This window comes from uncultured Roseobacter sp. (assembly GCF_947491795.1).
Classification (GTDB): domain Bacteria; phylum Pseudomonadota; class Alphaproteobacteria; order Rhodobacterales; family Rhodobacteraceae; genus Roseobacter.
On the sequence record NZ_CANLKW010000002.1, the window covers coordinates 171,582 to 189,574 of the forward strand.

Consider the following 17,993-nt stretch of genomic DNA (forward strand, 5'->3'; position numbering starts at 1 on the left):
TTCATTTCTGGCGGAACGGTAGCGACGCAAGCGCGCATGGACAATCCCCCGCCAGCCGTGCAGGAACACAGCATGGATACGGACAGCGACATTGTTATCGTGGGCGGCGGGCTGAACGGGCCAGCCCTGGCGATTGCGCTTGCAGAAGCCGGTGTATCGGTCACTATCATTGACGCCCTGCCCGAACAAACCTTTGCGGATGCCGGTTTTGATGGCCGGTCCTATGCGCTGGCGCTGTCATCCACCAGAATGCTGCAGGCGACCGGGCTTTGGGACGGCCTCGAAGACAACGCGCAGCCGATGCTGGACATCAAGGTAACAGATGGCCGTGCGGGTGAAGGGCCCTCGCCCTTCTTCATGCATTTTGATCATGCCGAGATCGAAGAGGGCCCGATGGGCTATATGGTCGAGGACAGGCATCTGCGCCCCGCGTTGCAACAAGCCATCAACCAGGCTCCCGCTGTTACACGGATCAATGGTGTCCGGGTTACTGATCAGCTTGCCGACGCGACGAGCATCACCGTGACACTTGATGACGGACGCCGGATCCGCGCCCGGCTGCTGGTCGGTTGTGACGGCAGGGGGTCACAAACCGCGCAACGCGCCGGAATTGGCAGAACCGGCTGGAGCTATGATCAGACAGCGCTGGTCTGTGCCATCAGGCACGAACTGCCCCACAATGGCGTCGCACATCAGTTCTTTATGCCACCGGGGCCTCTTGCCATTTTACCGCTGACAGGCAATCGCGCCTCTATAGTGTGGAGCGAAACCACGGCCAATGCTGCCCGGATCAACGCCATGAGTGATGCAGATTATCTCGACGTTCTGCGCCCGCGTTTCGGCAGCTTCCTCGGTGACATTCAGCTTGCTGGTGCCCGCTACAGCTATCCGCTGTCTCTGTCGCTGGCCAACTCTATGACAGCGCCGCGTGTCGCGCTGGCCGGGGATGCAGCCCACGGTGTCCATCCCATCGCGGGTCAGGGCCTGAATGCAGGTTTCAGAGATATTGCAGCGCTTGCCGAAGTCATCACAGATGCGCGGCGGCGTGGCGAGGACATCGGATCAGAAACAACTCTGGCCGCCTATCAGACATGGCGACGGTTCGACAACACAACGCTCGCGCTTGCGACAGATACGTTCAACCGGTTGTTTTCAAATGATAACCCAATTTTACGCGCAACGCGCGACATTGGCATGGGGATTGTAGGGAAATTTCCGGCACTGCGGCGCGGCTTTATTCGTGAAGCAGCTGGATTGACCGGAGAGTTGCCGCGCCTCATGAAGGGCCGGCCGCTCTAGTCGAGCGCGCGCGCCTCATCCGCGAGCATCACAGGGATACCGTTCCGGATCGGATAAGCCATTTTGCCCTGACGCGAGATCAGTTCCTGGCGTTCTGCGTCATACTCCAGCGTAGTATGAGTGTGCGGGCAGATCAGCGCTTCCAGCATCCGCCGCTCGACTGAAACTGCGCCGTCGGTCATTGAATCATCTCGCTTTCTGTACCGCCCCGCAGGGTGTATTCGATCAGAGTGACAAGGGTCTCGCGCCGTGTGGGCAGCGATGGTGCCTCTAACAGAGCCTGTTTATCTTCGGGATCAAAGTCCAGCATCATCGACAGGGAATTGATGAGCAGCTCATCATCTGCTTCTTTAAGCGTATCCCAGTCTGCCGACAATTCGCGCGCATCAAAGTACCGTTCCAACAACGACAGAAACGTCTCGCGCGAAAAACCCGGGTCACGTTCTTCGGGACCGAGATCACGGTCAAAGCCATCCCATTGCACATCACAGCGCCTGTAGGGTGTGAACCCTTCGACCTCCTTTGCGACGCGGAACCGGGACACACCACCAAGGGTGATCAGATACCGGCCGTCTTCGGTTTCAGAAAACTGCGTTATTCTGCCGGCGCAGCCAATCGTGTGCAGACCATTCCCGTTTCGCCCGGGGACTTCATTCGGCTGGATCATTCCGATGATCCGCGTCGGCGTTTTCAGCGCGTCTTCCAGCATCTGCAGATATCGGGGTTCGAAAATATGCAGCGGAAGCCGGGCCCGGGGCAACAACAGCGCCCCGGGCAGGGGGAAGATTGCAATCGTCTCGGGGAGCTCTGCAGCGTTGATCATGATAATCGACGTAGCCCGTCCGGGCCCTCAGGCAAATATCATTGAGCTCAGCTTGCGGCGTCCGTTCAGCATGATCGGATCATTGGGCTTGAGGGCTTCAAAGATTGTGAAAAGCTGGGCCTTTGCGGCGCCATCGTTCCATTCCCGGTCCCGGCGGAACAGCTCCAGCAAAGCATCCACTGCTGCCTCGACATCCCCGTTTGCATGCAGCGCCTGAGCAAGGTCAAAACGGGCCTGCATATCGTCCGGGTCAGCTTCTACAGCCGAGCGCAGATCGTCCAGCGGGCCAGCCCTCTCTGCCTGCCGGGCCAGTTCCAGCTGGGCGTTCGCTGCCTCCAGTTCAGGGGCCTTGGAAATCTCGGCTGGCGCGCCGTTCAGAATGGCCTCTGCCTGATCAAGCTCGCCCATGGCGATGTGCGCGCGCACCAGGCCACCATACGCACCTGCATGGTTCGGGTCTTCACCCAGAATCGCCGCAAAGGTCTGGGCCGCATCTGTTGCCGCTCCCTCTCCCAGCATTTCCTCTGCCGCTGCAACGGCTTCATCCAGCTGTTCACCGGGGGCCTCGCCGCCACCTGCCTTGATGACGCGGTCGACGAATGCTTTGATTTCCGACGGCGGTACTGCACCCTGAAAGCCATCCACAGGCTGACCTTTGTGAAATGCATAAACCGTGGGGATCGACTGGATCTGCAGCTGACCGGCAATCATCTGCGCCTCGTCAACGTTGATCTTGACCATTTTCACCGCGCCTTTGGCCGCGCGTACGGCTTCCTCCAGTTGTGGTCCCAGCGTTTTGCAGGGCCCGCACCAGGGTGCCCAGAAATCCACGATCACCGGAATTGTCTGCGAGGTTTCAACTACATCGGCCATGAAGGTGGCCTCTGTGCTGTCTTTGATCAGGTCATCCGCAGCAGGTGCCGCACCTAGGTTCAGATCCATCATGTCGTCCGTCCTGTTCTGTCGCGTCTGCGTTATATGGGAGCGTTACGTCGAATTCAAAGGTCAAAAGTGGCGAATACCGGTGCGTGATCACTTGGCTTTTCCCAGCCCCGCGCAGACCGCAGAATACGGCTGGAGTGCCCGGCCTGAGCGATATCCGACGTGGCCCAGACATGGTCCAGCCTGCGGCCTTTGTCGGCCCCGTCCCAGTCAGCGGCGCGGTAAGACCACCAGCTGTAAAGCCGCCCTTCCGGGATGTCCTGGCGCGTGATATCCACCCAGCCGCCCGCATCCTGCGTCTGCGCCAGATGCTCAACCTCAATCGGCGTGTGGCTGACAATCTTGAGCAGTTTTTTGTGATCCCAGACATCGTCTTCGCGTGGCGCAATGTTCAGATCGCCGACCAGGATCGATTTTTCAGGTTTTTCGCGGTGAAACCAGTCACGCATGTCGGTCAGGTAGTCGAGTTTCTGGCCGAACTTCTCATTGATTGCCCGGTCAGGCTTGTCGCCTCCGGCAGGCACGTAGAAATTGTGGATCGTCACGCCATTGTCCAGCTGCCCGGCGATGTGACGCGCATGCCCAAGCGCGGCAAAGTCCTCGGACCCTGCTTCGCGGAGGGGCAGTTTGGACAGGATTGCGACACCGTTATATCCCTTTTGGCCACGCGCCACGCAATGCGCGTAACCGGCGGCGGCGAAAGCTTCGAGCGGCATCTTATCTACCGGGCTTTTGCATTCCTGCAGGCACAGGACATCCGGGCCTTGCTCGGCCAGCAGTTTCAGCACCAGATCAGCGCGCAGTCTTACGGAATTGATGTTCCAGGTCGCGAGGGAAAAAGGCATCTGAAGGGCTCCGGCAAATGAATCTGGAGCACAGTATCCCGACGCGTTCTGCTGCACCATGCCCCGTCTGCGGGTTAACGTCGAAAAAGCAGCAAGCGCCGGGCCTCTCCCGGGTCACAGGAATCGACCGGACAAAAAAAGACCGGGCATAAAGCCCGGCCAAGTCCAACAGGGAGGTGCATGTCATAACCCGGACATGCGCGGGATAACTTAAGCCTAGAGCATTTTAGTTAACGTTTCATTGACGCACGTCAAAATGTGAACGTGCCCTATGCCATTAACCTGTAACCACCGGATTCGGTCACAAGAAGGCGCGCATTGGACGGATCTGGTTCAATTTTCTGGCGAAGACGGTAAATATGCGTCTCAAGCGTGTGCGTCGTGACACCCGCATTGTATCCCCAGACCTCATGCAAAAGAACGTCCCGTGCGACGACGCCGTCGGTGGAACGGTAAAGAAACTTGAGAATATTGGTTTCTTTTTCCGTCAGACGAACTTTTTTGTCGTCCTCGGTGATCAGCATCTTCATCGAAGGTTTGAACGTATAATGCCCAAGCTGGAACACAGCATCCTCGGACTGTTCATGCTGTCGCAGCTGTGCCCGGATACGCGCCAGAAGCACCGGGAACTTGAATGGCTTGCTGACATAGTCGTTTGCACCGGCGTCGAGACCCAGAATGGTGTCGGCATCACTGTCGTGTCCGGTCAGCATCAGGATCGGGCTTTTCACACCCTGTTTGCGCATCAGACGGCAAAGTTCGCGACCATCCGTGTCGGGCAGACCCACATCGAGGATAACAAGATCATAAAGCGCCTCTTTGGCACGCACCATTGCGTCCGCTCCGTTCGCTGCCTCGAAGACATCAAAGTCCTCTGTCATGATCAGCTGTTCGCTGAGCGCTTCACGCAGATCGTCGTCATCATCGACAAGAAGAATTTTTTTCAGTTGTGCCATGGGTCTCTCCCTCGTGTTGAAACAGAAATGTGGTTTTAATTCCTTTCAGACAAGCGCAGGATGAAATCTCTCACAGCCTCGTGTTACAACGCCGGGTAAATGTTTCAATTCCGGCCCGTTTACCCTAGATCAGCGCCGCAAAAGTCAGGCATTGTAACATCATGACCATCGCTCCAACGTTGAATGAACGCCTTGCACGTGCCCGTGCCGACCTGCGCATGGGCGTTCCCGTTGTGCTGGATGGCACCCTGCCGGTGGTCATTATGGCTGCAGAAACCCTGGAACAGGCGCGGCTGGATGACCTTGCCGCACTTGGCCACCGGCCGGTTCTGGCGATTACGGCACGGCGGGCCGAAACGCTGCGGGCCCGCGCATACGATGGGGACATCGCGCGAATCGAAACGCCCGATGGAGTCAAGACCGTCTGGATTCAGGCGGTGGCAGATCCGGCCGGCGACCTGATGAACCCTATGAAAGGCCCTCTGGCCAGTGCGCGCACCGGGGACGCAGGCGCGCACCGTGTCGCCGTCCGACTTGTGAAATCGGCACGCTTACTGCCCGCGGCCGTGGTGGTTGCTGTGGACAACGCAGCGGAATTTGCATCCATGCACGGTCTGACGCTGTTGCAGACCGAAGCTGTTGCCAGCGCGCTCGATATTCGCAGCCCGCTGCACAGTGTCGTCAGCGCCCGATTGCCGCTGGAGGTATCCGAGGCAGGCCGGTTGCATGTTTTTCGCCCGGAAGACGGCGGCGAAGAACATTATGCGGTCGAAGTCGGACGCCCGGATCGCGGCAAACCGGTCCTGGCGCGTTTGCATTCGGCCTGTTTTACCGGAGATCTGATGGGCTCGCTGAAATGCGACTGTGGCCCGCAGCTGCGTGCGGCCCTGGCGCAAATGGGTGGAGAAGGCAGCGGTGTACTTCTTTACATGAACCAGGAAGGACGCGGCATCGGGCTTGCCAACAAGATGCGCGCGTACTCTTTGCAGGATCAGGGGTTCGACACCGTCGAGGCCAACCACCGGCTGGGTTTCGAGGATGATGAGCGGGATTTCAGGCTGGGCGCTGATATCCTGCGCTCTCTTGGGTTTCAGGCTGTGCGCCTCATGACAAACAACCCGGCCAAGACCAATATGATGCAAAGCTGCGGGCTGGACGTGACAGAGCGGGTGCCCCTGCATGTCGGACAGAACCGCCACAACCGCGCCTATCTGGAAACGAAACAGCGCAAGTCGGGTCACCTGAAATGACGCCGTTTGACATGGTGCTGACACCGCGCGGCGTTCGGTTCCGGGGCCGGTACTGGCCTTGCAGCATCGGACGTGGCGGCATCTCGGGTCGGAAAAAAGAAGGTGACGGTGCCACACCGCAAGGCGTGCACCGGATTGTCGGAATGCTTTACCGACCTGACAGATTAGCGCGTCCGACAAACTGGGCCCTGCCCATCGGCCCGCGTGATCTGTGGTCAGATGACGTAACGCACGAAGACTACAACATGATGGTCCGGGCCCCTTACCCACACAGTCACGAGGCGCTCCGGCGCCCGGACCCGCTGTATGATCTGATCATTCTGACAGACTGGAACTGGCCCTATGCCGTGAAAGGGCGCGGATCAGCTATATTTATTCATCAACACCGGCGGCCCGGATATCCGACCGAAGGCTGCGTTGCTTTTTCCAGAAATAACCTGCACCGGATCGCGCCGCTGATCACCCTGCAAACACGTCTGATCGTGGGCACTGGCGTCTGACGAAACAACTAACGCGTCACGTAACGCGCGGGAATCTATGATTTCATGGGCCGTTCTGTGAAACGGACTTTTCGCACAGCACCTCAGGCAGGGGTTCTTTCACCAAATATCGCAGAGCCAACGCGCACATGCGTCGCGCCGAGAGCGATAGCGGATTCGAAGTCTCCGCTCATCCCCATGCTGAGGCCGGTCAACCCGTTGCGCGCTGCGATTTTTGCCAGAAGCGCAAAGTGCAGAGAAGGTTCCTCATCCGCCGGCGGGATACACATCAGACCGCGCACAGGCAGATCCATCCCAAGACAGTCTTTGACAAAGGCATCCGCATCGCCGGGCAGAACACCCGCCTTTTGTGGTTCCTCGCCGGTATTGACCTGAACAAATAACTCCGGGCACGCGCCGGTTTCCTGTGCCAGACGCGCACATGTTTTCGCCAGCTTTGGCCGGTCGACAGAATGGATGCTCTGAAAGAGCTCAAAAGCCTGACGGGCTTTGTTCGTCTGCAGGGGGCCGATCAGATGCAGGTCAATGTCTGTAAAATCCTCACGGAAACCCGGCCATTTGCCAGCGGCCTCCTGCACCCGGTTCTCACCAAAAGATCTGTGACCCTTTTCAAGAACGCTCCGAACCCGTTCATCGGGCTGCACCTTGGATACTGCGATCAGATGTACCGACCCTGCGGCACGTCCGGCATTTTCCGTTGCCGCGTTTATACGCCGCGCAATATCCTCAAGTGCCATCCGGCGATCTCCCGTGTTTTGACCGTGTTCTGACAGAGATAATTTCCCTGCACAAAAGAAAAGGGGCGAACCCGAAGGTCCGCCCCGATATTCAGGTTGTGAGGTCGACTTAGAAGTCGAAGATCACACCCAGGTCAGCAGTTGTGTTACCAGCGTTGTTTTCACCGATACCACCGCGCAGGGATACGCCGCCGCCGAGGCTGTGACGGAAGCCAACGCCGTATGCTGTGTCGTCACCGTCGATGCCGTTGTCAGCAACTACGATACGCGCTTCTGTTGCCGCGCCAACCGGGATCAGAACGGACGCACCGAAGGCTGTGTCGTCTTTGATGTCTTCGTCAGCGATCAGCAGCGAGAAGCCGATTGTGCCAACTGTGCCGCCGAAGGAAGCTGCCCAGAAGTCATTGTCGTCGCCGGCTGTTTCTTCGCTACCGAAGGCGATGCCTGCAGAGTAGTTGCCGAAGTTGTAGCCGAAGCCGACCTGGTACTCGGAGGCGTTTGTGTCAACTGCGTTGTCTGTGTAAGACGCTGCAACTGTGAAGTCGCCTGCAGAGTAACGTGCTTTGATGGTCGGAGCAACGCTGCCGCCGCCGCCGAAGCCGGACGCTGGAAGGCCAAAGTCGCTGGACTGCTCGAGGAAGGATGTCAGACCAACACCGTAACCGTAGTAGTCAACAACGTCGCCGGAGTCGATTACGTCGGATGTGCTGCCAACGTCCAGACGGAAGCCGCCTGCTGTTACGTTGAATTCCGGAGCGGAAACAACGCCGCCGTTGCCGTTGCCGTATGTGGTGGAGCCAGCAGTTGCTGTGCCATCTTCGTCGGACTGGATACGCAGACGTGCGCCAAACTCAACGCCGCCATCTGTTTCGGCGGAGCCGACGATGTTCAGGCGGAAACGCTGTTCGATGCGTGTGTCGCTCAGACCAGCAACGTCTGTTTCGGAATAGAACAGGCCGAAGCGGCCGAAACCGTCGAATGTGACCTCGGCAGCTGCCATGCCGGCAGATGCAACGAGCATCGTGGATGTAAGAAGAACTTTTTTCATGTCGTTGTCCCTAAGGTTCAGAAGTTTTCCCAGGCTGCGTGCACCCCGGGTGTGTTGGTGTAATGTCCTAAGGCTGGTTCGATCTCAAGCACTGGCCCTGAATGGCCGTCCGTATTCCCCCAAGGTGGTGCTTTGATGCCACACCAAGATGTGTGGGATCCGTCCACCTGCCGAACCGCCTGCCGCTTGCGGTGTCAGGACTTCTCAAGTAAACGGATCAAAGGCGAAAAACAGGCAGGTTTATATGATAACGAACACCTCCGGGAAAAGGATTGCAGCGGCTTTCCTCTGTTTGACACTTGCCGGTTGCGGCGGCTCTGCAACCCAGAGTTCTTCTGTCACGCCAGGCGGTGCAGCTGCCGATACCAGCGCGCGGGAGCGAAACGAATCTACCGGCACCACCATCTGGGAAGCTTTCCTGAATGCAGGTGCCGTCGAAACCAGGACCAACGTGAACAAATACCTGTGGTCCGCGTCGCTTGAAGTGCTCGAGTTTCTGCCGGTTCAGTCTGTTGATCCGTTTACAGGGGTCATTGTAACGGGCTTCGGCACCCCACCCGGCGGCAGCCGCGCCTACCGCGCAACCGTGCTGATTGATGACCCGGCGCTGGAGGCCCGCTCTCTGAACCTGTCACTGCAGACCCGCAATGGCCCGGCGAGCGCCTCGACAATCCGCGCTGTGGAAGATGCCATTCTGACCCGCGCCCGCCAGATCCGGAATGCCGAGGGAAATCTCTGACAGGCACGACGGTCAGGACACTGAATTTTCTTTCCCGCGCCGGGCACCGTTCAAAACCGGGTCCCGGCGCTGATACGTTAAAAAGGACGCAATCATGACGCGTTACACCCCGGCCGAGATTGAAAAACGCTGGCAGGATGTCTGGAACAGCCAAGAAGTCTTCAGGGCTGTGCGCTCTGCGGACAAACCCAAATACTATGTACTTGAGATGTTTCCTTATCCGTCCGGGCGCATCCACATGGGTCACGTTCGCAACTACACAATGGGCGATGTGATTGCCCGCTACAAAATGTCGACCGGGCACAATGTTTTGCATCCGATGGGCTGGGATGCCTTTGGTATGCCTGCGGAAAATGCGGCGATGGCCATAGGCGGTCACCCCAAGGACTGGACCTATGGCAATATCAGGGACATGCGCGACCAGATGAAACCGCTGGGCCTGTCCATCGACTGGTCACGCGAGTTCGCAACCTGTGACCCGGAATACTACGGACAGCAACAGGCGCTGTTTCTCGATTTCCTTCAGGCCGGTCTGGTCTATCGCAAAAACGCTCAGGTCAACTGGGACCCGGTGGATATGACCGTTCTGGCCAACGAGCAGGTGATCGACGGCAAAGGCTGGCGCTCGGGCGCAGAGGTGGAGCGGCGCGAGCTGACACAGTGGTTCTTTAAGATCAGCGATATGGCAGGTGAGCTGAAAGACGCTCTGGAAGGTCTGGACAACTGGCCCGCCAAGGTACGTCTGATGCAGGAGAACTGGATCGGCGAGAGCCGCGGCATCGATATTCCCTTTGCCCGCACCGATGGTGACGGCACGATCATGTGTTACTCGACACGCCCCGACACGATGCGCGGTGCCTCATTTATCGCGGTCTCTCCTGATCACCCGGTGTCCAAAGCGCTGGAGGCGGATAACCCCGCGCTCGCAGCCTTTATTGGCGAATGCCGGAAAATGGACACCACCGAAGCCGCAATGGAAAAAGCCGAAAAGAAAGGCATCGATACCGGACTGCGGGTAAAGCATCCGATTTATGATGGTGTCGAACTGCCCGTCTGGATCGGTAACTTTGTTCTGATGGACTATGGGACAGGGGCCGTCTTTGGCTGCCCGGCGCATGACCAGCGCGATCTGGATTTTGCCCGAAAATATGATTTGCCGGTTCAGAATGCCTTTTACCTGCCCGGCGATGAAACAGAGGTCGGGACAGAAGCGCTGGTGCCCGCGAAAACCGAAAAAGTTCAGTATATTGATCACTTTGCCGGAATCGATCAGACAACCGGGCAGCACGGTATCGACGCAACAATCGACTGGTTTGAGGCCAGGGGGCTGGGCACCGGGCAGACAAAATACCGTCTGCGTGACTGGGGTCTTTCCCGCCAGCGTTACTGGGGGTGCCCTATCCCGGTTGTGCATTGTGACGACTGTGGCGTCGTTCCGGAGAAAAAGGAAAATCTGCCTGTTGAGCTGCCCTATGACGTCGATTTTGACACGCCGGGCAACCCGCTCGACCGGCATCCGACCTGGCGCGACTGTGACTGCCCGGCCTGTGGCAAGCCAGCTCTGCGCGAAACAGACACGATGGACACTTTCGTTGACAGCTCCTGGTATTTCGCGCGTTTCACGGCACCGCGCGCTGAAACACCCACAGTGGCAGAGGACGCCGCCTACTGGATGAATGTGGATCAGTATATTGGCGGGATCGAGCACGCGATTCTTCACCTGCTCTATTCGCGCTTTTTCGCCCGGGCGATGCAGATCACCGGCCACCTGCCGGACACCGCGATCGAGCCATTCGACGCGCTGTTCACCCAGGGAATGGTAACGCACGAGATTTATCAGACGCGTGACGACAAAGACCGGCCTGTTTATCACCTGCCCGAAGATGTCACCGAGGGAAAACTGGCAGACGGTACAGCGGTTGAAATCGTTCCGTCCGCGAAAATGTCCAAGTCCAAAAAGAACGTGGTGGACCCGATCAACATCATTTCAGCTTATGGTGCTGATACCGCCCGGTGGTTTGTTCTCAGCGACAGCCCCCCGGAACGCGACGTGGAATGGACCGCCTCGGGTGCCGAGGCCGCCTATAAACACCTTGGTCGTGTCTGGAACCTGTGTGACCGCATCGGACAAATGGACAAAGACGCCAGGGGAACAGGCGACGATGAACTGCGCCGCGCGCTGCACAGCTGCATCCATGATGTCACAATGGGGATCGAAAGCTTTGGGTTTAATGCGGCAATTGCAAAGCTGTATGCGTTTACGGCGACCCTGCAGAAGTCCAGGGCCGGCTATGCCGCCCAACGCGAGGCGATCATGACACTGGCACAGCTGATGTCCCCGATGACCCCGCACCTTGCTGAAGACATCTGGGCCCATCAGGGCGGTGAGGGGCTGGTAACAACAGCCACCTGGCCGAAGGCTGATGAAGCGCTTCTGGTGTCTGACACCGTCACGCTGCCCATTCAGGTGAACGGAAAACGCCGTGCTGAAATCAGCGTTCCTGCGGATATGAGTAAGGAAGAGGTTGAAAAAGCCGCCCTTGCAGATCAGGCTGTCATCCGGACCCTCGACGGGGCCACGCCGAAAAAGGTAATCGTTGTGCCGGGACGAATTGTGAATGTCGTTGTATAGCCGCCGCGCTCTGATCTGCCTGCCACTCGCACTGGCAGCCTGCGGTTTCACGCCGGTGTACAGTCCGGGCGGCAGCGGCAGCGGCCTGCAGAACAGAACACTTGTGGATGAGCCCGACACAGAGAACGGCTATCTCATCACCCGCAGAATCGAAGAACGCCTGGGCCGCGCCGCTGATCCCGGCTACAGGCTGTCGGTGGATGTATCGACGCGCCAGGAGAGCCTCGCGGTGGACCGCGAAGGCGACATTACCCGGTTTAACGTTCTGGGCACGGCCGATTACACGCTGATCGACACAGCCAGCGGGCGCATCGTCACATCAGGCTCTGTTGATAATTTCACCGGTTACTCGGCGACGGGAACAACCGTGGCAACCATTGCAGCAGAAGAAGACGCGCAGAAACGGCTGATGGTTTTGCTGGCCGATCAGGTCATCATCAGACTGTTCAGCACTGATCTGACATGAAGCTGTCCACACGTGACGCCACCGGCTATTTCGCCAGACCGGAAGCAGCCAGGACCGGTGTGCTGATTTTCGGGCGGGACGGTATGCGCGTGGCGCTCAAACGCCAGCAGATGCTGGCAGCACTGCTCGGCCCCGCTGCCGAAGAGGAAATGCGGCTGACCCGTCTGAACGGCAATGATATCCGCAAGGACCCGGCTCTGCTGCTCGACGCGGTAAAGGCTGTAGGCTTTTTCCCAGGGCAACGCGCGGTGTTTGCAGAGGACGCCAATGAAAACTCCGCCCCGGCGATCCTGTCTGCGCTGGCAGAATGGCAGCCGGGCGATGCCCAGATCGTGGTGACCGCCGGTGATCTCAAGCCCACGTCGAAACTGCGCAAGGCATTCGAGGCGCACCCCAATGCCTATGCCGTCGGGATATACGACAACCCGCCCACCCGCGCTGAAATTGAACACGCCCTCAGGGACGCGGGCCTCGAAATCCCACCAGGTGATGTGCTGGCCGCCCTGAACGATCTGGCACAGACCATTGACCCCGGTGATTTTCGCCAGACGGTCGAGAAACTGGCCCTGTATAAACTGGGCGATACAGAGCCTGTCAGAATTGAGGACGTGGTAGCCTGTGCGCCCACCTCAACGGAAGCGGCCATTGATGACATTCTGATGGTCGTTGCCGAGGCCCGCGCCCGGGAAATCGGCCCCGTAATGCAGAAACTGGCCGCCCAGGGGGCGACGCCGGTTGGCCTGTGTATCGGCGCCATGCGCCATTTCCGTGCGCTGCACCGGGCTGCGAGCGACACGACCGGGCGACCTGCGATCTTTGGTCCAAACCGGGACCGGATGCTTGCACAATCACGGAAATGGGGCGCGCAGCGGCTTGAAACTGCGCTGACTTTGCTCACCGACACTGATCTGCAGCTGCGCTCGGCCGGACAGCATGCACCGGGTATGGCGCTGGTCGAACGCGCCTTTATCCGTCTTGCGATGCTGGCCGCGCGTTAATCCGGGCCACCGCCAAACAGGGCCATCATCTCGGCGGCGGTCATTTTGTGCGTGTCACCTGCAAAGCTGTATCCATCCGGCTTTTTATCGATGAATATCTCGCCCGTAAGGGTCACGCCGGATGCGTCATCCATTGTGCCCAGCCCGATATGATGGGTGTTGTGGTGCGGCCCGGGAGCTGTAACCCGGTACCACATGCTGCTGCCGCATTTTTTGCAGAACGCGCGCTCTGCCCAGGGAGATGATGCATAGACAGTCAGGTTTTCAGAGCCGTTGACTTTGAGGTCGTCTCCCGGCACTTCCATCCCAAGGAAAACACCGCCACTCCACCGGCGGCACATCTCGCAATGGCATGCGCCTGTTTCTGTGATGTCGTTGGTGATGCTGTAGGTTACAGCGCCGCAAAGGCAGCTTCCGGTCTGGGACATTCCGCATTCCTTTCATTGTCTGATAAAGACAGGCTACCCCGCATTCCTGCCAGTTTTCGTCAGCAGTTGTCAGTTGCCTGTCCCCATGACAGGTTCAGCCGAACCGCCAGCAAAAGGAAGCCCGTGAATGTATACTGTGATCGGTCCGCAAAAATCCCGCGCCATGCGCGTGCTGTGGATGCTCGAGGAAATAGGCGCGCCCTATGACCATATTCCGGCACCACCAAGGTCCGAAGACGCCATGCGGTATAACCCGAGCGGGAAAGTACCGGCGCTTTTGGATGACGGGGCCGTTCTGACCGATTCGATGGCCATCGTGACTTATCTGGCTGACAAACACGATAAGCTGACGGCACCAGCCGGCACCGTTGCGCGGGCAAAACAGGACGCGCTGACATTCTGGCTGATTGATGAATTTGACGCGATTCTGTGGGCTGCTGCCAAACACAGTTTCGTGCTGCCGGAAGATATCCGTATGCCAGCTGTCAAAGAATCGCTGAAAGCCGAGTTCAGCACCTCAGCCGCACGGTTGTCGGACATGCTGGAGGGACCGTTCCTGATGGGCGACAGCCTGACAATTCCGGACATTCTGGCCTGTCACTGCATCAACTGGTCCGTGGGCGCGAAATTCCCACGCGTGGATGAAAAGCTGTTTGAATACGCGCGCAGGCTGCGGGAACGCCCGGCCTATCAGGCCGCCGCATCCAGATAACGGAGCGCACCGAGTGCGGCCTGCCTGCCCGTCGCCAGACAGGCCGTGATCAGATACCCCCCCGTTGGGGCGTCCCAGTCCAGCATCTCGCCCGCACAGAAAACGCCCGGCAGCCCGTGCAGCATCAGGTCGGCGTCCAAAGCATCACGGGTGACCCCGCCCACGGTCGAAATCGCTTCGTCCATGGGCAAAAAACCCATGTGCCTGATCGGCAGGTTTTTGACCGCATCCGGCCAGGCATCTCTTGAGGCGGGCGCGCCCTTCAGCATTTCGAACACGAGAGCTGCCTTGACGGCAGGCAGACGCAGGGTGCTTTTGAGCCAGTGCGCGAGGTTCCTGCCTTTTTTCGGAGCCTTAGCGCCAAGGAGAACCGAGCGTTCCATGTCTGGCATCAGATCAACAAACAGCGGCGCCCCCTCGCGCAGCGCTGCTGACAGCGCATAGATGCCGCCGCCTTCCAGACCGCGCGCAGACAGAACCGCCTCCCCCCGCGAGGATACATCGCCAGCCTGCCATCGGACTGCTTTCAGCGGCGTGCCGAACCAGGGTTTCATGTGGCCTGTCCAGGACAGAGCCAGCGCCGCATTGGATGCCGCAAACGGGGCCAGCGGCACACCGGCAGCCGCAAGAGCCGCCGACCATTTGCCGTCCGCCCCCAGTCGCGACCAGCTTGCCCCGCCCAGTGCCAGAAGAGTTACATCTGCCGGGATACGCTCCTGGCCCTGCGGTGTGTCAAAAACCGCCAAACCGTCTTCCCACCCCAGCCACCGGGTTCTGGTGCGCAGCAGCACACCCTGTGCCGACAACCGCGCCAGCCATGCCCGCAGCAGCGGCGAGGCCTTCATCGCCCTGGGAAACACCCGCCCGGTTGTGCCTGTGAAAATCTCCTGCCCCAACCCCCGCGCCCATGTCTGTACGGCGGTGGCGTCAAACCCCGACAGCGCAGGCCGTAGCCATTGTGCACTCTTGCCATAATGCGGCAGCAGTCGCTCGAATGGTTCATCTTTTGTAAGGTTCAGACCCGATTTGCCCGCCATGAGAAACTTGCGTCCGGCAGATGGCATGGCATCGCAAAGTGTCACAGACAAGCCGGCAGCTGACAGGATTTCGGCGGCCATCAGCCCCGCAGGGCCCGCACCGACGATCAGCGCATGTTTCACGCCTCTGCCTGCGGTAACCCGCCTTTGATCTCGACCACCCGTTGCGGATAGGGGATCTCGATGTCGTGCTCTTTCAGCGCGTTCCAGATCAGAAACAGCACATCCGACGTGTATTTGTTGGGGCCGTCATCCAGACCGTTGACCCAGAATTCAACGGCAAAATCGATCCCGCTGTCCCCAAAGCCGCGCAATTCGCAGTCAGGCGGATAGGGCGCATCCAGAACATCCGGGTGGGTCGCCACGGCGGCCTCGATGATGTCCGGGACCAGATTGATATCTGTGTCGTAGCTCACGGAAAAGGGTGCCTCGTAGCGGTTGGCAGAGCCGCTGTCTGAATAGTTTGTCACCCGGGTGGTGATGAAATCCTCGTTTGGGACCACGATCCAGCGGCCATCGAAAGTCTCGAGAATCGCTGCGCGTGCTGTCATTCTGACGATCTGGCCGGATTCGCCCCCATCCAGTTCGACATAATCCCCAACCGTCGCCTGCCCTTCGATCAGCAGGATCACCCCGGAGATAAAGTTTGAGGCGATTTTCTGCAGTCCGAAACCCAGACCAACACCGACCGCCCCGCCGATCACAGCAAGCGCAGACAGGTTGATCCCCATGATGTTCAGCAGCAGCAGGAACGCGACACCGAAAATGCTGAACTCGACCACTTTGGCCAGCAGTTGCCGCAAAGACGGCCGCATCTCTTCCTGCTTTTCAATGAACTGCGACGTCTGGCGGTTAGACCAGCCACCCAGCCAGAAAAGAACACCACCGGCGATAATGCCCCGCACCAGCGACATCACGGAAAAGGAGATATTGCCGAGGCTGACCGTCATGGCGTTGAGCTTGTCCACCAGCAGATCCAGCAGACCCAGCGCATAGAGCGCAGCGACCGGTATCAGGATGTACCGCCCCAACAGTTTCAGCAGCGGATCCTGCAGGATCTCGCGCGCCAGCGTACGGGCCGCGACAAACATGAAAACCCGCTTGCCAAAGGCGATCACAGCACCGCTGTCGAAAACCGACCGGACAACGCTTTCACCGATTGCTGTAAAGACATAGGCCAGAAGTGGGAGCAGCAAGGGCAACAGTGTCAGCGCAAACCGCCGCCCCTGTGCCAGCATATTCTCAGACTCAGCAGCAGGCGTCAGAACCGGAACGAGCCACCCGCGCAGACGCCGGGCCGCGACCACAGCCAGGAGCCAGGCGACAATCAGAAGCGCAAACTGAGACCATGCGGCGGGGCTGAGCGCCCAGGACATGGCAAGCTCCCACACCTGCAGGGCATAGCCTGCAGCCTGCTGAACAATCTCCGGTTGGGTGGAAAGGTCGAATTCCACGTGCAGGCCCTCTTTACTTGTGCATGTCCCCACACAGGTTCATGCCTGCACCGCAATGACAGAGCAAGCCCTATGTCCGACCCCATCTGCCCCCTGTGCAAGCGACCGATCCCACCGGACGTCAAACAGAGCCATCACCATCTCATTCCCAGGCTGAAAGGGGGCAAGGGCGGGCCGACGGTTCTTCTTCACCATATCTGCCACCGTGAAATCCACGCAACACTGAGCGAGGCGGAGCTTGCCCGCGAGTACAACACGCCCGAAGCGCTGCGGTCGCATCCGCGTCTGGCCAAATTCGTTGAATGGGTCGCGCGACGGCCGCCCGGCTTTCTGTCCAGGGTGCCAGGCGGGCGTCGCAAACGGTAGCAGGACGTCAGATCAGTCCCACTGCTCTGCGAATATCCTCATCCCGCAGCGATATTTCCTGACCTTTCCATGCGTCCGCCTCCGGGCCGCACATCCACAGCAGCGCGCGCGCCGGCCAGTCGGCCGGGATATGATCACTCCAGTCAAGCTGACTGACACGGTTAATGCCGGATGCCTTGATTTCACGCTGCATCCGGGTGGCCACAGTGCCCGGTGACAACCCGATGGCACGGATCCCGTTTTCTGCCTCTTCCAGATCAAGGCACCGGTTAAGCATATTCACCGCCGCTTTGGATGTGCAGTAATGGCTCCAGGCCTCGACCGGGCCGTGTGCTGCGCCGGAACTGATGGTGAGCACCGAACCACCGCCGCCTGATTTCATCACAGGCAGTGCTGAATGGATGCAGTTGAATACGCCTTTGACGTTTATGTCGATTACATCAGACCATCCGGCCGGGTCTGCAGCACTCAGATGAGAGATCGGTTCAATCACACCTGCATTGTTGATCAGAACATCGATACTGCCAAATTCCGCCGCGGCCGTTTCCATCGCGGCGGCCACTTCGCCGTAGCGCGCGACATTGCAGGGGATCGCGATGGCCTGTGCTCCGATCTCTCCGGCAAGGTCCGCTATCGGGCCCTGGCTGCGCGCCAACAGCACGACATTCGCACCCGCCGCAGCAAAAACCCGCGCTGTTTCAGCTCCGATCCCACGGCTTGCGCCTGTGATCACAACAGTTTTATTGCTCATGTCCATGATG

20 protein-coding genes are annotated in these 17,993 nt (G+C 59.0%); 9 read left to right on the forward strand and 11 right to left on the reverse strand.

The window, feature by feature from the left end; all coding sequences use genetic code 11:
- Positions 1-72: 72 nt before the first annotated feature.
- Positions 73-1,299, forward strand: coding sequence for a UbiH/UbiF/VisC/COQ6 family ubiquinone biosynthesis hydroxylase (locus tag Q1A34_RS07630; protein ID WP_300032671.1), 1,227 nt, complete (start codon positions 73-75; stop codon positions 1,297-1,299).
- Here the strand turns inward: Q1A34_RS07630 and Q1A34_RS07635 are convergent.
- The 5 genes from Q1A34_RS07635 to Q1A34_RS07655 form a co-directional block, all read right to left on the reverse strand.
- A complete protein-coding gene (locus tag Q1A34_RS07635) occupies positions 1,296-1,481 on the reverse strand; it encodes a Trm112 family protein (RefSeq protein WP_300032673.1) in 186 nt (61 codons plus the stop codon). The two genes, Q1A34_RS07630 and Q1A34_RS07635, sit on opposite strands and share 4 nt — an antisense overlap.
- Positions 1,478-2,122, reverse strand: a complete 645-nt coding sequence (locus tag Q1A34_RS07640) for an LON peptidase substrate-binding domain-containing protein (RefSeq protein WP_300032675.1) — start codon at positions 2,120-2,122, stop codon at positions 1,478-1,480. Before Q1A34_RS07640 ends, Q1A34_RS07635 begins: the two co-directional genes overlap by 4 nt.
- A 27-nt stretch (positions 2,123-2,149) precedes the next feature.
- Complete coding sequence (gene trxA, locus Q1A34_RS07645) at positions 2,150-3,067, reverse strand: thioredoxin (protein ID WP_300032676.1); 918 nt, start codon at positions 3,065-3,067, stop codon at positions 2,150-2,152.
- 53 nt (positions 3,068-3,120) lie between these two features.
- Positions 3,121-3,909, reverse strand: a complete 789-nt coding sequence (locus Q1A34_RS07650) for an exodeoxyribonuclease III (RefSeq protein ID WP_300032677.1) — start codon at positions 3,907-3,909, stop codon at positions 3,121-3,123.
- A gap of 269 nt (positions 3,910-4,178) precedes the next feature.
- A complete protein-coding gene (locus Q1A34_RS07655; protein WP_300032679.1) occupies positions 4,179-4,865 on the reverse strand; it encodes a response regulator transcription factor in 687 nt (228 codons plus the stop codon).
- 161 nt (positions 4,866-5,026) lie between these two features.
- Here Q1A34_RS07655 and ribA point away from each other — a divergent pair, with 161 nt between their 5' ends.
- Both ribA and Q1A34_RS07665 read left to right on the forward strand, forming a co-directional pair.
- Positions 5,027-6,115, forward strand: a complete 1,089-nt coding sequence (gene ribA / locus Q1A34_RS07660) for a GTP cyclohydrolase II (RefSeq protein ID WP_300032681.1) — start codon at positions 5,027-5,029, stop codon at positions 6,113-6,115.
- Positions 6,112-6,615 (forward strand): L,D-transpeptidase family protein, encoded by a 504-nt coding sequence (locus Q1A34_RS07665; protein ID WP_300032683.1) that lies wholly within the window; start codon positions 6,112-6,114, stop codon positions 6,613-6,615. The genes ribA and Q1A34_RS07665 overlap by 4 nt, the downstream gene beginning before the upstream one ends.
- Before the next feature lie 83 nt (positions 6,616-6,698).
- On the opposite strand, the gene Q1A34_RS07670 is transcribed toward Q1A34_RS07665, so the two are convergent.
- Positions 6,699-7,352: a YggS family pyridoxal phosphate-dependent enzyme gene (locus Q1A34_RS07670; RefSeq protein ID WP_300032685.1), complete on the reverse strand. Its 654-nt coding sequence runs from the start codon at positions 7,350-7,352 to the stop codon at positions 6,699-6,701.
- Between the two features lie 109 nt (positions 7,353-7,461).
- Complete coding sequence (locus Q1A34_RS07675; RefSeq protein ID WP_300032687.1) at positions 7,462-8,400, reverse strand: porin; 939 nt, start codon at positions 8,398-8,400, stop codon at positions 7,462-7,464.
- Positions 8,401-8,644: 244 nt separating this feature from the next.
- Between Q1A34_RS07675 and Q1A34_RS07680 the strand changes: the two genes are divergently transcribed.
- From Q1A34_RS07680 to holA, 4 genes are all read left to right on the forward strand, one after another.
- A complete protein-coding gene (locus Q1A34_RS07680) occupies positions 8,645-9,139 on the forward strand; it encodes a DUF3576 domain-containing protein (protein WP_300032689.1) in 495 nt (164 codons plus the stop codon).
- Positions 9,140-9,233: 94 nt separating this feature from the next.
- Entirely contained in the window at positions 9,234-11,771 is a 2,538-nt protein-coding gene (gene leuS, locus Q1A34_RS07685; protein WP_300032691.1) for a leucine--tRNA ligase, read from the forward strand.
- Positions 11,758-12,237, forward strand: a complete 480-nt coding sequence (lptE, locus tag Q1A34_RS07690) for an LPS assembly lipoprotein LptE (RefSeq protein WP_300032692.1) — start codon at positions 11,758-11,760, stop codon at positions 12,235-12,237. The genes leuS and lptE overlap by 14 nt, the downstream gene beginning before the upstream one ends.
- On the forward strand, positions 12,234-13,235 hold the full coding sequence (gene holA / locus Q1A34_RS07695; RefSeq protein WP_300032693.1) for a DNA polymerase III subunit delta: 1,002 nt from the start codon (positions 12,234-12,236) through the stop codon (positions 13,233-13,235). Before lptE ends, holA begins: the two co-directional genes overlap by 4 nt.
- On the opposite strand, the gene Q1A34_RS07700 is transcribed toward holA, so the two are convergent.
- Positions 13,232-13,663, reverse strand: coding sequence for a GFA family protein (locus tag Q1A34_RS07700; RefSeq protein ID WP_300032694.1), 432 nt, complete (start codon positions 13,661-13,663; stop codon positions 13,232-13,234). The two genes, holA and Q1A34_RS07700, sit on opposite strands and share 4 nt — an antisense overlap.
- Before the next feature lie 127 nt (positions 13,664-13,790).
- On the opposite strand from Q1A34_RS07700, the gene Q1A34_RS07705 reads away from it, so the two are divergent.
- Complete coding sequence (locus Q1A34_RS07705; protein WP_300032696.1) at positions 13,791-14,375, forward strand: glutathione S-transferase family protein; 585 nt, start codon at positions 13,791-13,793, stop codon at positions 14,373-14,375.
- On the opposite strand, the gene Q1A34_RS07710 is transcribed toward Q1A34_RS07705, so the two are convergent.
- Positions 14,354-15,535: a TIGR03862 family flavoprotein gene (locus Q1A34_RS07710; protein ID WP_300032698.1), complete on the reverse strand. Its 1,182-nt coding sequence runs from the start codon at positions 15,533-15,535 to the stop codon at positions 14,354-14,356. The genes Q1A34_RS07705 and Q1A34_RS07710 overlap by 22 nt on opposite strands.
- A complete protein-coding gene (locus tag Q1A34_RS07715; protein ID WP_300032700.1) occupies positions 15,532-16,866 on the reverse strand; it encodes a mechanosensitive ion channel domain-containing protein in 1,335 nt (444 codons plus the stop codon). The genes Q1A34_RS07710 and Q1A34_RS07715 overlap by 4 nt, the downstream gene beginning before the upstream one ends.
- A 72-nt stretch (positions 16,867-16,938) precedes the next feature.
- Here Q1A34_RS07715 and Q1A34_RS07720 point away from each other — a divergent pair, with 72 nt between their 5' ends.
- Entirely contained in the window at positions 16,939-17,232 is a 294-nt protein-coding gene (locus Q1A34_RS07720) for an HNH endonuclease (protein WP_300032721.1), read from the forward strand.
- A gap of 7 nt (positions 17,233-17,239) precedes the next feature.
- Here Q1A34_RS07720 and Q1A34_RS07725 read toward each other — a convergent pair whose 3' ends face one another.
- Positions 17,240-17,989, reverse strand: coding sequence for an SDR family oxidoreductase (locus tag Q1A34_RS07725; protein WP_300032723.1), 750 nt, complete (start codon positions 17,987-17,989; stop codon positions 17,240-17,242).
- Positions 17,990-17,993: the final 4 nt, after the last annotated feature.

Coding starts and splice junctions, on each gene's coding strand:
- Q1A34_RS07630 (WP_300032671.1), top strand. CDS start 73: ATGGATACGGACAGCGACATTGTTATCGTGGGCGGCGGGCTGAACGGG.
- Q1A34_RS07635 (WP_300032673.1), bottom strand. CDS start 1,481: ATGACCGACGGCGCAGTTTCAGTCGAGCGGCGGATGCTGGAAGCGCTG.
- Q1A34_RS07640 (WP_300032675.1), bottom strand. CDS start 2,122: ATGATCAACGCTGCAGAGCTCCCCGAGACGATTGCAATCTTCCCCCTG.
- trxA (WP_300032676.1), bottom strand. CDS start 3,067: ATGATGGATCTGAACCTAGGTGCGGCACCTGCTGCGGATGACCTGATC.
- Q1A34_RS07650 (WP_300032677.1), bottom strand. CDS start 3,909: ATGCCTTTTTCCCTCGCGACCTGGAACATCAATTCCGTAAGACTGCGC.
- Q1A34_RS07655 (WP_300032679.1), bottom strand. CDS start 4,865: ATGGCACAACTGAAAAAAATTCTTCTTGTCGATGATGACGACGATCTG.
- ribA (WP_300032681.1), top strand. CDS start 5,027: ATGACCATCGCTCCAACGTTGAATGAACGCCTTGCACGTGCCCGTGCC.
- Q1A34_RS07665 (WP_300032683.1), top strand. CDS start 6,112: ATGACGCCGTTTGACATGGTGCTGACACCGCGCGGCGTTCGGTTCCGG.
- Q1A34_RS07670 (WP_300032685.1), bottom strand. CDS start 7,352: ATGGCACTTGAGGATATTGCGCGGCGTATAAACGCGGCAACGGAAAAT.
- Q1A34_RS07675 (WP_300032687.1), bottom strand. CDS start 8,400: ATGAAAAAAGTTCTTCTTACATCCACGATGCTCGTTGCATCTGCCGGC.
- Q1A34_RS07680 (WP_300032689.1), top strand. CDS start 8,645: ATGATAACGAACACCTCCGGGAAAAGGATTGCAGCGGCTTTCCTCTGT.
- leuS (WP_300032691.1), top strand. CDS start 9,234: ATGACGCGTTACACCCCGGCCGAGATTGAAAAACGCTGGCAGGATGTC.
- lptE (WP_300032692.1), top strand. CDS start 11,758: ATGTCGTTGTATAGCCGCCGCGCTCTGATCTGCCTGCCACTCGCACTG.
- holA (WP_300032693.1), top strand. CDS start 12,234: ATGAAGCTGTCCACACGTGACGCCACCGGCTATTTCGCCAGACCGGAA.
- Q1A34_RS07700 (WP_300032694.1), bottom strand. CDS start 13,663: ATGTCCCAGACCGGAAGCTGCCTTTGCGGCGCTGTAACCTACAGCATC.
- Q1A34_RS07705 (WP_300032696.1), top strand. CDS start 13,791: ATGTATACTGTGATCGGTCCGCAAAAATCCCGCGCCATGCGCGTGCTG.
- Q1A34_RS07720 (WP_300032721.1), top strand. CDS start 16,939: ATGTCCGACCCCATCTGCCCCCTGTGCAAGCGACCGATCCCACCGGAC.
- Q1A34_RS07725 (WP_300032723.1), bottom strand. CDS start 17,989: ATGGACATGAGCAATAAAACTGTTGTGATCACAGGCGCAAGCCGTGGG.